Origin of the sequence: Parabacteroides chongii, assembly GCF_029581355.1 — a bacterium.
Classification (GTDB): domain Bacteria; phylum Bacteroidota; class Bacteroidia; order Bacteroidales; family Tannerellaceae; genus Parabacteroides; species Parabacteroides chongii.
The window spans coordinates 2,288,901-2,304,161 of the sequence record NZ_CP120849.1; the positions used below are offsets into that span (position 1 = coordinate 2,288,901).

A 15,261-nucleotide genomic window follows, 5' to 3' on the forward strand; every position below is an offset into this window, starting at 1 on the left:
ATATGGATAAGTTAATCAGAAATCGTGGATTACTTCTGTCATTGGGAAGTATGGCTGTTTTGAGCGGGTGTGCCCAACAGCCGCAGGAACAGAAAAAACCGAATATTGTATTCATCTTTGCGGATGATATGGGATATGGCGATGTTTCGGCATTCAATGAAAATTCGAAGATACAAACAACGAATATTGACCGCATAGCGAATGAAGGTGTTGCTTTTACGGATGCCCATTCCAGTTCGTCTGTCAGTACGCCTTCCCGGTATAGTTTGTTGACGGGCCGGTATAACTGGCGTTCAGATCTGAAATCCGGCGTTTTGATGGGATATAATAAGGCACTGATCGCTCCTGATCGCCGGACAATCGCTTCTGTCCTGAGAGACCAGGGATATCAGACTGCTTGTATCGGAAAATGGCATTTGGGCTGGGATTGGAATAACATAGAAGCAGGAAAGGATAGTGTGGATTTCAGTAAACCTATTACAAACGGACCGACAACACGTGGCTTTGATTATTTCTATGGAATTATTGCTTCTCTGGATATGGCTCCGTACGTTTATGTAGAAAATGATATGCCGACAGCTTTGCCGGACAGGGAAACTGTAAATGATGGTATGAAGTATTGGCGTAAAGGCCCGACAGCATCGGATTTTGATCATGAACAAACTTTACCCAATTTTATTAATCGGGCCGTAGATTACATTCATGATAAGTCAAAGGATGATAAACCTTTCTATCTGTATCTTCCGTTACCGGCTCCTCATACACCTATCCTGCCTATTAAAGAGTATCAGGGTAAATCCGGTCTGAATCCGTATGGAGATTTTGTCTTGATGGTGGATGATATGGTTGGTAAAGTCATGAATGCATTAAAAGAGGCTGGTGTGGACGATAATACGATCTTGGTATTCAGTACGGATAACGGATGTAGTCCTCAGGCTAAATTCGACGAACTTCAGGAAAAAGGACATTATCCCAGCTACATTTATCGTGGACATAAAGCTGATCTTTTTGACGGTGGTCATCGTATCCCGTGTGCAGTTCGTTGGCCGGCAAAGATTAAACCGCATACCGTTAATCAAACGGTTTGTCTGACTGACTTCTTCGCCACATTCGCCACGATAGCCGATTATCAGCTGAAGGACTCCGAAGGAGAAGACAGTTACAACATTCTCCCTTTGTTGTTGAATGAAAAAGAAGGTGATGTCATTCGTGAAGCCACCGTTCATCATTCGATAAACGGTGATTTTACGATTCGCAAAGGCGAATGGAAACTGTTATTATCACCGAGTTCCGGTGGTTGGAGTTTCCCGAAACCTGGTACGGATGACGAGGTAATCAAAACATTACCATTGATCCAGCTTTACAACATGAAGACCGATCCGGCAGAAAAAAATAATGTATATGCCGAACATCCTGAAGTAGTAAAAGAATTGAAAGACCTGATGATCAAATATGTGAAGGAGGGTCGCAGTACTCCGGGTACTCCGCAGAAGAACGACGGACCGGAAGTCTGGAAGCAGTTGAGTTGGATGGAGGAATAAAAACCATTCGAACTCTTGAAAAGTCCTGGAAAACGTTTACTTTTGTTTCCAGGACTTTTTTATTTATTGGAAAAGGAAGATGTTAACAGAAAAACGGATAGTACCTTATAGTTTTGAGGAAATATATGTTTCATATTTCTCCAGGATGAAGTATTTTGCTTTAGAATATGTATTATCTGAAGAGGATGCAGAGAATATTGTACAGGATGTTTTTACCGAACTATGGGAAAGAAAAGAATTACTTACTTATAATATTAATTTAGTCGCATTCCTTTTTACCTCTATAAAAAACAGATGTATAGATCATTTGCGGCACCGTACAGTTGTTCAGGAAGCTGTTGATAAAATACAGGAAGAATACTTGATGACTTTACGGGTTAAGCTTGCTTCTTTGGAATTGTTTGATCAGTCTCTTTTTTCGGAGCAGGAAATAGAGCGAATTGTTACTGAAATAATTGATTCACTGCCGGATAAATGTCGTGAGATATTTATAAAAAGCAGAGTGGAAGGGAAAAAACAGAAAGAGATTGCTGCAGAATTGAATCTGTCGCTTAAAACTGTTGAAAACCAAATGAATATAGCTTATAAAAAGATAAAAGCTGAATTAAAAGATTATTTGCCTCTTCTTTTGTTCTTTTTGAATAATTAAAAAAATAAATACCCTTTTGGGGGTTTTCTCTCCTTCATCCGTTTATTAAATACAATACGGAAAATATGGACGAACGAATATATAAATATTTTTATGAGGAACTTTCCCGGGAGGAACGTTTATCCTTGTTGCGGGATGTAGAGGTTGATGAAGCTTTGCGAAAGGATTTTGCAGAGTTACAGAATATGCATGCATTGATGAATCTGGGACATCAGTTGGAAAACAAGGTAATCGGTAAGCAAAAGTATAATCAGTTTATTTCGCGTAAGCAGCATGGCGTTTCGCAAAAAAGATGGTTGCGTTGGGGTAACTATGCTGCTCTTATTATTATGTTGGTGGTTTCTTCGAGTCTGTTGACATACCAATATATGCAAATTAAGATGCAGCAGGAATTATCTCCCGATTCAATGAATACTTTGTATACACCTGCCGGGCAGCGGGCACAATTGGTTCTGCAGGATGGGACGGAGGTCTGGTTGAATGCAAAATCCAAATTGATATATCCTTCACAGTTTACAGGTAAAGAAAGAAAGGTAGTAGTGGAGGGGGAAGCTTTTTTTAATGTGGCTAAGGACTATGAAAAACCATTTATCGTTTCATCACAAGATGTGGATATGAAGGTTTTGGGGACACAGTTTAATGTGTACTGTTATCCGGAAGCCGGCTATATTCAGACTAGCTTGCTGGAAGGTTCCGTTCGTGTCTTTTTTCAGGATAAAGAAAGTGAGGGAATCACTTTGAAGCCCGATCAGCAGGTGACAGTCACCGGAGGAAAAATGGTTGTAGAACCGATTTCTTTGAATGATCATTTTTTATGGCGTGAAGGTATTTATGCTTTTGAGAATGAACCTTTGATAAATATACTAAAGAAAATGGAATTGTATTATGATGTAAAGATCATGGTTAAGGATACTTCTTTATTCAATGATACTTATACCGGTAAATTCAGGCAGCGTGACAGTCTTGATGATGTATTCCGGGTGTTACAGCAGATACGAAAATTCAAAGTAGAAAAAGATAAAGATAAAAATATTGTGACCTTGAGTAAATAACATGTTAAACTAAAAACAGAATGCGTATGAAGAAATAACAATCGTAAAAAACAAAAGCGGCAGAAGCTACCAACAACTGCCGCCGATGTAAAGCAAACACAAGTCGTAAAATTTTAGTATTCACTTTTAACATTGAACAAATGTATGAAAAGAAAAACTTTGTTACAGCACTTTGCTGTGCTTAATAACAGCATTAAAGATTTTTTTAGGATTATGAGAATATCACTGTTACTTTTATTTGTCTGTGTATGTCAGTTAATGGCAACTGATATGGATGCACAAAATACAATTGTTAAAATCAAACAGAATAATATTTCTGTTAAACAGTTGATAAAAGAGATCGAGTCGCAGACTGACTATTTGGTCGTATTCAGAAATCAGGATGTGGATGTGGATAAGTTGATTTCTTTTAAAAAGACATCAGCCAAAGTTGCTGATCTTTTAGAAGAAATGTGCAAAAATGCAAATATTAATTTTGTATTTGCAAGTAATTACATTACTCTATCGAAAAAGCAAGCTGAAGCGGAACAGGGAAAGAAAAAAGTAGAGGGGACTGTTACTGATGTAAAAGGCGATCCTATTATCGGTGTAAATGTTGTGGAAGTTGGGACAAATAATGGTATTATTACCGATATAGACGGAAATTATTCATTGGAGGTTGATGACAATGCAACCATTCAATTTTCTTTTATAGGTTATTTGAGCCAAAGTGTGGCAGTACAAGGAAAAAATGTCGTAAACATAAAACTTCAGGAAGATATGCAAGCATTGGATGAAGTTGTTGTGGTTGGTTATGGTACTGCTAAGAAAAGTGATTTAGCCGGCTCTGTTGTTCGTGCGGATCTGGGTACTTTACAGGAATCTCCCAGTATCAGTTTGGGTTCCGCCTTACAGGGAACTGTTCCGGGGCTGAATGTGGGTGCGGTCACAGAGGCTGGTAAGGGACCGGATATGTCAATCCGTGGACGTACATCCATCAGCGGAGGAAATTCACCGCTGATTGTTCTGGATGGTATTATATTCCGTGGAAATATGGTCGATATCAATATGAATGATGTGGAATCAGTAGATGTATTGAAAGATGCCAGTGCCGCGGCTATTTACGGTTCCGAAGCCAGTAATGGTGTTATCCTTATTACGTCGAAGACTGGTAAGGTGATGAGTAAACCGACTATCGAATATAGCGGCTCTTTTTCTTACCAGCAACCGACTAATAAGGATATGTTTCCTGAAGGGAGAGACGGTTTCCTTCGTAAGATTAGCGATCGTTTTCTGGAAGAGAGCAGAACCGGTAACGATATGCTGACAATGAATCCGAACTGGGATGTAACGAAACATTTGATGGATGGAAATACATTGGCTGGTTATAATGCCGGAACAGAAACAGACTGGTGGGACTTGCTGACGAATGATATGCCGTATATCCAAAATCATAATTTAAGCGTGAGAGGAAAAAATGAACTGAGCAGCTATTATTTCTCTATGGGATATACGGATCAGCAGAACCTTATTATCAATGATACTTATAAACGTTATAACGTCAGGGTTAATATGGATACCAAAATCACTAATTGGTTGAAGGTGGGGGTACAGTCTTTTTTTACAGTCAGTGATTATTCGGGAGTGGCTCCGACATTATCAACAGTTGTCAATTTGCCTCCGATTGTTGCAGTGACGGATGAAAGCGGGGAATATATTAAAGAACCGTATAAAAATACGACCAATCCGTTGCTTCAGATAGAGCAGGATGATGTAAACAAGCGTTATAACTTATTCGCTAATTTTTATGCGGATGTTGATATTCCTTTTATCAAAGGTTTAAACTACCGTATGAATTTCTCACAGAATTTGATTGAAGGGAAAGAGTATAATTATAATGCACTGGGACAAAACTTTACAGGGAAAGCTTCAAAGATGAATTCCAGTCAATACAACTGGACAGTCGATAATATTGTCTCTTACAAACGTACATTTGGGAAACATTCTATCAATGCGACTTTCGTATATGGTGTTGAAAAGCGACAATATGAAGATACGAAAGCTGGTGCAGCCAATTTCCAGAATGGTATTTTAGGGTTTGACAAGCTCGAAGCTGGACAAGCCGATTTACAAACGGCAGAGTCAGGGGCTTGGCAGGAATCCAGCCTATATACTATGTTGCGTGCTATTTATTCATTTAACGATCGGTATATCTTTACGGGAACAGTGCGTCGGGACGGCTTTTCCGGCTTTGGTAAAGATCATAAATTCGGAGTATTCCCTTCAGGTGCTTTTGCCTGGAGAATCAGCGAAGAAGATTTTTTCAAAGAGAAAGTCAATTGGATGGAGAATCTGAAATTGCGTTTGTCTTATGGTTCAAACGGAAACAGGACTGTTGGACGCTATCAGACATTGGCTCAGCTGGGTTCAGGAGCAGGATCTATTAAAATTGGTGATACTTCTTATGATGCCGGTTATTTGTTTGGTGATGGTGCCAGTGCGGAACAGATGCAGTGGATTACGTCATTAGCTAATGCCGATCTGAAGTGGGAAACAACTAATACATTTAATACCGGAGTGGATTTCAGTATGTTGAACGGACGTATTTTCGGTAATGTTGATTATTATGTGTCGCAAACGAATAATCTGTTGTTTAATATTAATATCCCCGATATGAATGGATTGTCGACTATCCCAACCAATATCGGTAAATTGAAAAATCACGGTGTTGAATTTTCAGTAACAGGTGTGCCCGTACAAACCAAAGATTTTAGTTGGGATGTGACTTTTAATTTTTCACGTAACAGAAATAAAGTAGTAAGTATCCTGGGGCTTGATGCAGATGGTGATGGAAAAGAAGATGACCTGATCGCCAATAAAATATTCATGGGGAAGCCTTATGGAGTAAAATATGATTATAACATCATAGGTATGTGGCAATTAGCAGATAAACAAAATGGTTTGATTCCGGATGGTTTCGAATACGGTACGTATAAAGTGGAAGATGTAAATAACGACGGAAAGTATACAGCGGATGCAGATCGTAAGATCATTGGTTATGAAGATCCGGCTTATCGCTTCAGTATTCAGAATACATTCAGATATAAAAACTGGGAGCTGAAGTTTTTTATCAATTCGGTTCAGGGTGGTAAGAAATATTATTATGGTCAGCCGGCTAAGGATGTTCCTAATCCGGATAATATTTATCAGGTAAACCTATTCAACTTCGATTACTGGACTCCGGAAAATCCGAATGCACGTTATCGTCAGTTAGGTTATTTCTCGCAGGCTTTGGGAGGATATGCATTCTCTCCGTATGTACAGCGTAATTTTGTCCGTTTGCAGGATGTTACGGTTTCTTACAATGTGCCGTCTGCCTGGTTGAATAAATTCAACATAAACCGTTTGAAAGTATATGTATCGGGAAAGAATCTACTGACATTGACAGATTGGGATGGCTGGGATCCGGAAACCGGTGCCGGTTTGGATTCTTCCAAATATCCTGTGATGAGAAGTTATTCTGTTGGTCTTAATCTTGAATTTTAATAGTATGAATATGAAATCATTAAAATATAGTATTGTATTTCTGGCAGCGTGTACACTTTTTGCGTCGTGTGATGAAAGTAAGTTCCTGGAAGAAAAACCTTTGGATTTTTATTCTCCGGAAAACTCGATGGAGACGTCTGCCCATTTTCAGTCATCCGTTAATTATTTGTATAACAGGGTTAGGCATTTACAATGGGGAACTAATACGGAAGCCCGGTTTGCTTTGCGTTATGCTACCGATTTCGCATTTAATGCTACCGATTATTATAAAGCGGCTAAGTTGAATGATTATACGAATGTGATGGTTCCTACTTATTCGGTTCCTTTGGAAATCTGGAAAACTTGTTATACGATTATATCGAATGCAAATGTAATACTGAACCGATTGACATTAACGGAAGCGATTACGGATAGTGATAAGGACACATTCCGTGGAGAAGCTCTATTTTTTAGGTCTTATGCTTATAAAATTCTGGCTAATCTTTATGGGGGCGTACCGTTGGCTTTGGAAGAGGTTGAGACACCTCGCCGTGATTATGTCAGGGCCACTCGTGAAGAAGTCTATGATCAGATCAGAAAAGATCTGGAAGAGGCGGAGACGTTATTAGATGATATCGATAAAGTAAAAGACGGGAAAATAAGTAAGCAAATGGTTGAACATTTGTTATCTGAGATTTATATCAGTCTGGAACAATACGATCAGGCTATCAGTGCGGCGACTCGTGTAATCGATTATCCGGCTATGGCGTTGATGACTTCCCGTTTCGGATCGCGTAAAGATGAAGAAGGGGACGTTTATTGGGACTTGTTTCGGTTGAATAATCAGAATCGTAGTAGCGGAAATACAGAAAGTTTGTGGGTTCTTCAGTACGATTATCAGAACCCCGCTTCTTCCACTGAATATAATATGCCATGGGTTGTTTTACCATTTTACCAGAATATACAGATTTCAGAGAAAGATGCTTCTGGAAATGAAATAAAAACGAATGCCTTTTTAGGGGTGACAGACGGTAAAGGTGGTCGTGGAGTTGGTTGGATGCAACCGACGAAGTATTTCTTCAATGATCTATGGAAAAATGGTTCGGAGAATGATATGCGTAATTCCTCTTATAATATAATGCGCGATGTAAGGATAGATAATCCGGCATCTCCTGCATTCGGTAAATGGTTAGTGAAAGATGGCTATTCGACTCAGGTTGATTCGATTCGTCAGTGGTTCCCATTCTTGACCAAAGTCTCTAGAATGAATAATTTCCCGGAAGATTTATATCAGAAGGATTCAAATGGAGAACCGATTGTAACCGAGTTTGGAGAACATTTGTTGATAAATAATGCGAATAGTTCTTATAAAGATGAATATATGTATCGTTTGGCAGAAACATATCTATTACGTGCTGAAGCATATATTGGAAAAGGTGATAAAGAAAAAGCTGCCGCTGATGTTAATGTAGTACGTGCCAGAGCAAAAGCAGAACCGGCAAAAGCTTCTGAAATGGATATTGATTATTTGTTGGATGAACGTATGAGAGAATTGTACGTGGAAGAAATGCGTATGGTTACTTTATGTCGTATGGGTAAATTAGTGGACAGGAATAGGAAATATAATCCAAAGAGTGGTCCCTCCATTTCTGATTATCATAATCTATGGCCTATACCTTTCTCTGAAATTGAACGGAATATCTTTGCTGAAATCAAGCAAAATCCAGGATATTAATAAATATAATTAGATATGATTAAACAGATAAAAGCCAGTAGCCTGCTCCTCTCTTTTGGGGGGCTGGCTACCCTAGGCTGTACAACCCTGGCAGAACAGGCTACAGATAAGCCTAATATTATTTTCATCTTTGCAGATGATATGGGATACGGGGATGTTTCGGCATTGAATGAAAACTCTCGGATACAGACAAATAATATAGATAAGATTGCAAATGAAGGAGTTGTCTTTATAGATGCACATTCAAGTTCATCGGTTAGTACCCCTTCTCGTTATAGTCTTTTGACCGGACGCTATAATTGGCGTTCAACGGAAAAGTCCGGGGTATTAGGAGGGTATAGTAAAGCGTTAATTCCACAAGGACGTCGGACTGTAGCTTCTGTTTTGAAAGATCAGGGATATGAAACGGCTTGTATCGGTAAATGGCATTTGGGGTGGAATTGGGATAATATTGATGCCGGAGTGGATAGTATTGATTTCAGTAAGCCGATAACAAATGGCCCTACGACACTAGGTTTTGATTATTTTTATGGAATTTCCGGTTCATTGGATATGGCTCCGTATGTTTATGTAGAGAATAATATGCCTACAGCTTTACCTGATAGAGTAACTGAAAATACAGGAATGAAATTTTGGCGAAAAGGTCCGACAGCCTCTGATTTCGATCATGAACAGACGATGCCTAACTTTGTAAACAGGGCGGTCCGTTATATCCATAAAAAGGCTAAGAGTGACCGGCCTTTCTTTTTGTATTTACCATTACCTGCACCACATACGCCGATTCTTCCTATCAAAGAATATCAAGGTAAATCGGGCTTGAATCCATATGGTGATTTTGTTCTGATGGTAGATGATATGGTAGGAAAAGTAATGAAAGCGTTGAAGGATGCGGGTATTTCAGAAAATACGATTTTGGTATTCAGTACGGATAATGGCTGTAGCCCGGAAGCTAAATTTGACGAACTTCAGGCGAAGGGGCATTATCCAAGTTATATTTATCGAGGACATAAGGCAGACTTGTTTGATGGTGGACATCGTATCCCTTGTGTTGTTAGATGGCCGGCAAAGGTAAAGCATCATGTAATAAATCAGACGATTTGTCTGACTGATTTCTTCGCTACTTTTGCTTCAGTTGCCGATTATCAACTGAAAGATTCGGAAGGAGAAGATAGTTATAATATTTTACCTTTGCTTATTGAAGAGAAAGAAGGGACAGTTATTCGTGAAGCCACTGTCCATCATTCGATAAACGGTGATTTTACGATTCGCAAAGGCAAATGGAAACTGTTATTATCACCGAGTTCCGGTGGTTGGAGTTTCCCGAAACCGAAAAAAGATGATGAGATGATCAAAACATTACCTTCAGTTCAGCTTTACAACATGAAGACCGATCCGGCAGAAAAAAATAATGTATATGCCGAACACCTTGAAGTAGTAAAAGAATTGAAAGACCTGATGATCAAATATGTGAAGGAGGGTCGCAGTACTCCGGGTGCTCCGCAGAAGAACGACGGACCGGAAGTCTGGAAGCAGTTGAGTTGGATGGAATAAGTTATAATAATCAGCGATAAGTATGTATCCCGGGTAACGTTTTTGTTATCCGGGATTTTTTATATCCCTTTGGACTTTCCGCAAACGTTTGCGTAGATTTTCCCTTAAATCTTTTTCTTGCAGCCGTTAATACTGTATTTTTGAACATTTAAACGAAATAAATAAAGAACACTTATTAATTTCAAATCATAATAAGCCATGAAAAAGTCTGTTTTTATTTTATTGGGGGCAGCGCTCCTTTCCGTTTCGATACACGGGCAGGATAAAGGAATAGCTTTCCAAAACACGATCAAGATCGAACCCGGCGATAGCCATGAAGTGATTATTGAGAAGGCAGCGCATGTCGTGCCGACTCCGAATCAGTTGGATGCTTTGCGGAATGAATTTATTGCTTTTATCCATTTTGGGCCGAATACGTTTACCCGGATGGAGTGGGGGAACGGCATGGAAGATCCGAAGGTGTTCGATTTGAAGGAGTTGGATACCGATCAGTGGTGTGAAGCAATGAAAGCTGCCGGGATGAAGATGGTGATCATAACAGTGAAGCACCATGACGGGTTTGTCTTATGGCAGAGCCGTTATACGAAACACGGTATTATGTCGTCCGGCTTTGAAGGAGGCAAGGGAGATATCCTAAAAGAACTGTCTGCTTCCTGTCAGAAATATGGGCTGAAACTGGGAGTTTATCTCTCTCCCGCCGACCTGTTCCAGATTGAAAGTCCGGACGGATTATACGGAAATCTGAGTAAATACACCAAGCGGACAATCCCTCGGGAAGTGCCCGGCAGACCATTTGCCAATAAGACAAAGTTTGAATTTGTGGTGGACGACTACAACGAGTATTTCCTGAACCAACTGTTTGAAGTGCTGACCGAATACGGACCCATACACGAAGTTTGGTTTGACGGTGCCCACCCGAAACGGAAAGGCGGTCAGACCTACAATTACCATGCCTGGAAAGAACTGATCCATACACTCGCTCCGAAAGCCGTTATTTTTGGTCGCGAAGGCGTTCGCTGGTGTGGAAACGAAGCCGGAGGAACCCGCCCGACAGAATGGAATGTCATTCCTTATCAGGCAAATCCGGATACGATGAGTCATTTTGCCGATATGACAGATCCGGTGCTCGGTGCCCGTGAAAAGTTATATGAGGGAAAATTCCTGCATTACCAGCAGGCAGAAACCAATACGTCCATCCGTGAAGGCTGGTTCTACCGCGATGATACGCACCAGAAAGTCAGAAGTGCCGATGACGTATTCGATATTTATGAACGTGCCGTCGGAGGCAACTCCACTTTCCTGTTGAATATTCCTCCCAACCGCGACGGTAAATTCTCGCCGGCGGATGTCAAAGCGTTGGTAGAGACAGGGAAACGTATTCGGGAAACTTACGGAACTGATCTGCTGAACGGCGCACAGGGACCGAAACAACTGCTCGACGGCAAGGAAGATACTTATTTATTACTGGACGATGCAAACAAGGAGTTTGTTATTACAACCCCTTCACCCGTTACAATAAACCGTATCATGTTGCAGGAAGCAGTTGCGACCTATAGTGAGCGGGTAGAGAAATTTGCTGTAGATGCCTGGATCGACGGAGCATGGAAAGAAATAACGGTTTCTACCAATATCGGTTACAAACGTATCCTCCGCTTTCCGGAAGTGACGACCGGTAAACTTCGTTTCCGTTTGTTGGAATCTCGTCTGACACCAGCCCTCAGCCATGTTTCCGCCCATTATTATACATCCCGTCCACCTCAGTTGAGTTTTAAACAGGATGTGAACGGACTGGTAACGATAGAACCTAAATTACAGGACTTTGGCTGGAATCCTCATGGACAGAATGCGGCAGGAAACCTGAATGTCGGATATACTATTTATTATACGACTGACGGTACGGAGCCGGGTGCAACTTCCACTGAATATAAAGAACCGATCCAAGTGAATCGTGGTGAGTTGAAAGCGGTCGCTATCCTGAAAGGTGAAAAAGGAGCTGTACACAGTGAACGTCTCGGACTTGCCAAGAAAGACTGGAAGCTGGTCGGAGCAAGCAGTGAAACTAAACGTCGCCCGGCAACAGCTGCTTTCGATGCTAAAGCGGAAACGTACTGGCAATCGGAAGAAGGAGCATTGCCCCTTTATCTCGCTATTGATCTCGGTTCCCCACAGACACTGAATGGCTTTGCCTACACACCTCAAACCCGAAACTCGGATGGTATGATGGCGAAAGGCGTTATTAAGGTCAGCGACGACGGAAAAACCTGGAAAGAGGTGGAACGCTTCGAGTTCGGCAACCTGATCAATGACCCGAGCAAACGCTATCATTATTTCAAGAAACCGGTATCTGCCCGTTATGTCCGTGTGGAAGCAACGGAAATAGCAGCAGGCGGTAAGGTGGTAGCCATTGCAGAATTTGACCTGCTCTGATTGAAAAAGATAAAAAAACTTTTGATGTCTCCGGAAAACAATTACTTTTGTCTTTCGGAGACATTGTTTTTTTATAATCTAATTCTAAATCCATGATTATGCGAGTATTATCTTATTTTATGTGTTTGTTTCTACTCCTTGCGTGTGCGAAAACACCAAAGGAGAAACCATTAACTTTATGGTATGACAAACCGGCAGGAAACTGGAACGAAGCGCTCCCTATCGGTAACGGCCATGCGGGTGCAATGGTGTTTGGAGGAGTCGATTCGGAACAATTGCAATTGAATGAAAATACCCTTTATAGCGGTGAACCTTCAGTGATTTTCAAAGATATAAAAGTTACTCCGGAGATGTTTGACAAAGTGGTCGGACTGATGCGGAAAGAAAGATACAAAGAAGCAACCGATCTGGTATGTAAAAACTGGTTGGGACGTTTGCATCAGTATTATCAACCATTTGCTGATCTTCATATTCAGAATAACAAAACCGGGGAAGTCAGTGAATACAAACGTGATTTGAATATATCGGATGCAATAGCAAGCACGAAATATGTTCAGAACGGCATTCGTTATGAACGTGAGGTTTTTGCTTCGAACCCGGAAAATGTGATTGTCGTTTGCCTGAAAAGCGATAATCCGGAAGGAATCGATATTACGCTTGATTTTACATCGGAGCATCCTACTGCCGTGCAGAAAAGTAAAGACGATCGTCTGATTGTGCAGGGAAAAGCTCCCGGCTATGTGGAACGCCGTACTTTTGAACAGATGGAAAATTGGGGCGACCAGCACAAGCATCCTGAATTGTATGATGAAAAAGGTAACCGGAAATTCGATAAACGTGTATTATACGGAGATGAGATAGATAATAAAGGAATGTTGTTTGAAGCACAGCTCAAACCAATATTGCCTTCAGGGGGAACCTGCGAAATCACCGATTCAGGCATACATATCAGTCAAACAGACGAAGTGTATTTTGTCATGAGTCTGGCTACGAGCTATAACGGATATGATAAAAGTCCCAGCCTGGAAGGTGTAGATCCGGCTGCAAAAGCCGCTGCTATCCTCGATAAGGCAACTGCATATACTTATAAAGAACTAAAGAAGAGACATCTTACTGATTACCGTAATCTGTTCGATCGTGTAAAACTCGATCTGAAATCAGATCCGGAGCAACTGGCTTTGCCTACCGACGAACGGATAATCCGTTTTGATGAGAAAGCGGATCCGGCTTTGGCTGCCCTATTGTTCCAGTACGGACGTTATCTGATGATCAGCGGCTCACGTCCGGGCGGTCAGCCGTTAAATTTACAGGGAATCTGGAATAAAGAGATCGTTCCACCTTGGAACTGTGGCTATACGCAGAATATCAATCTCGAAATGAACTACTGGATGGCAGAGACCGCAAACTTACCGGAATGCCAGGAGCCTCTTTTCAAAATGATAAAGGAATTATCTGAAACCGGCGCTGAAACTGCTCGTAATATGTACGGTAGACGGGGCTGGGTAGCTCATCATAACACTTCTCTCTGGCGTGAATCAGTTCCGAACGATAATGTCCCTTCCGCTTCTTTTTGGCCGATGGTACAGGGATGGCTTTGCAGTCATTTATGGGAGCATTACCTTTATTCGGGTGACAAAGAGTTTTTGAAGAATACGGCTTATCCTCTTACTAAAGGGGCTGCCGAATTTTATGCCGACTGGCTGATTGACGATGGTGAAGGGCATCTGGTTACTCCTGTCGGTGTTTCTCCGGAGAATTGGTTTGTAACGCCCGGAGGAGAAACAACCGCTTTGAGCATGGGGCCGACGATGGATATGGCGATCATACGTGAAACATTTGAGCGTACGATCAAAATGTCTGAAATGTTTGGGGTGGATACGGAATTGAGGGCTGAACTTGAAGGTAAATTAGCCCGATTGCTTCCTTATCAGATCGGTAGCCGGGGACAATTGCAGGAATGGATGTATGATTTTAAGGAACAAGATCCGCAACACCGTCATCTGTCTCATTTGTACGGATTCTATCCCGGCGATCAAATCACTCCCGACGGAACTCCAGAGTTGTTTAAAGCAGTAGAACAGACCTTGAATTTGCGAGGTGATGCTGCTACCGGCTGGTCGATGGGATGGAAGATCAATTGCTGGGCACGTTTGCTGGACGGTAATCATGCGTATACGATTATTAAGAATTTATTTAATCCGGTTCAGTTCGGACCGAAGAAAAGAAATGGCGGTGGTTTATATAGCAATATGCTGGATGCCTGTCCTCCTTTCCAGATTGACGGAAACTTCGGCTATGCGGCAGGTGTTGTCGAAATGCTGCTGCAAAGCCATGCCGGTTTCGTACAGCTATTGCCTGCCCTCCCGGATGTATGGAGCGAAGGGACCGTATCAGGTCTGAAAGCACGTGGTAATTTTGAAGTAGCCATGAACTGGAAACAAGGTCGTTTGTCGGAAGCGACGATCCTTTCCGGAAGCGGTAACGAGTGCCGGTTGAGAACTTCGGTTCCTGTCACGGTCAAAGAGGGCGGTAAAGAGGTTGCAACTTCTTCTCCGGTTACTTCCAACGGGAAAGAATACTTCGAAACAACCTTTGCTACGGTTGCCGGAAATAGTTACCGGGTGAATCCGGTTACTCCCTGAGACAGTCTGTAAAACCAGGAAGATACTTCTATTTGCCTGCCTGCATAACTTGTTGCCGAGGACGTCGGTTATATTGTCGAGGATGTCAGCAATATTGCCGAGGGCGTCGTTTATATTGCCGACGCCCTCGGCAACAGTTTACATCGGCAGGCAATTGAGG

Annotated in this window: 8 protein-coding genes; all 8 read left to right on the forward strand. The window is 41.5% G+C overall.

The window, feature by feature from the left end; translation table 11 throughout:
- The first annotated feature begins 2 nt into the window (after positions 1 to 2).
- The 8 genes from P3L47_RS08575 (at position 3) to P3L47_RS08610 (ending at position 15,101) form a co-directional block, all read left to right on the forward strand.
- Positions 3 to 1,541: a sulfatase family protein gene (locus P3L47_RS08575; protein ID WP_277783337.1), complete on the forward strand. Its 1,539-nt coding sequence runs from the start codon at positions 3 to 5 to the stop codon at positions 1,539 to 1,541.
- Positions 1,542 to 1,620: 79 nt separating this feature from the next.
- Positions 1,621 to 2,190, forward strand: coding sequence for an RNA polymerase sigma-70 factor (locus tag P3L47_RS08580; RefSeq protein ID WP_122363167.1), 570 nt, complete (start codon positions 1,621 to 1,623; stop codon positions 2,188 to 2,190).
- A gap of 65 nt (positions 2,191 to 2,255) precedes the next feature.
- Positions 2,256 to 3,242, forward strand: a complete 987-nt coding sequence (locus P3L47_RS08585; RefSeq protein WP_122363168.1) for a FecR family protein — start codon at positions 2,256 to 2,258, stop codon at positions 3,240 to 3,242.
- A gap of 270 nt (positions 3,243 to 3,512) precedes the next feature.
- Positions 3,513 to 6,767 (forward strand): SusC/RagA family TonB-linked outer membrane protein, encoded by a 3,255-nt coding sequence (locus P3L47_RS08590; RefSeq protein WP_233577243.1) that lies wholly within the window; start codon positions 3,513 to 3,515, stop codon positions 6,765 to 6,767.
- Positions 6,768 to 6,777: 10 nt separating this feature from the next.
- Positions 6,778 to 8,481 (forward strand): RagB/SusD family nutrient uptake outer membrane protein, encoded by a 1,704-nt coding sequence (locus P3L47_RS08595; protein WP_122363272.1) that lies wholly within the window; start codon positions 6,778 to 6,780, stop codon positions 8,479 to 8,481.
- Between the two features lie 15 nt (positions 8,482 to 8,496).
- Complete coding sequence (locus P3L47_RS08600; protein WP_277783338.1) at positions 8,497 to 10,032, forward strand: sulfatase family protein; 1,536 nt, start codon at positions 8,497 to 8,499, stop codon at positions 10,030 to 10,032.
- 198 nt (positions 10,033 to 10,230) lie between these two features.
- On the forward strand, positions 10,231 to 12,459 hold the full coding sequence (locus tag P3L47_RS08605) for an alpha-L-fucosidase (RefSeq protein WP_277783339.1): 2,229 nt from the start codon (positions 10,231 to 10,233) through the stop codon (positions 12,457 to 12,459).
- 92 nt (positions 12,460 to 12,551) lie between these two features.
- Positions 12,552 to 15,101, forward strand: a complete 2,550-nt coding sequence (locus tag P3L47_RS08610; RefSeq protein WP_427910550.1) for a glycoside hydrolase family 95 protein — start codon at positions 12,552 to 12,554, stop codon at positions 15,099 to 15,101.
- The last annotated feature ends 160 nt before the right edge of the window (positions 15,102 to 15,261 follow it).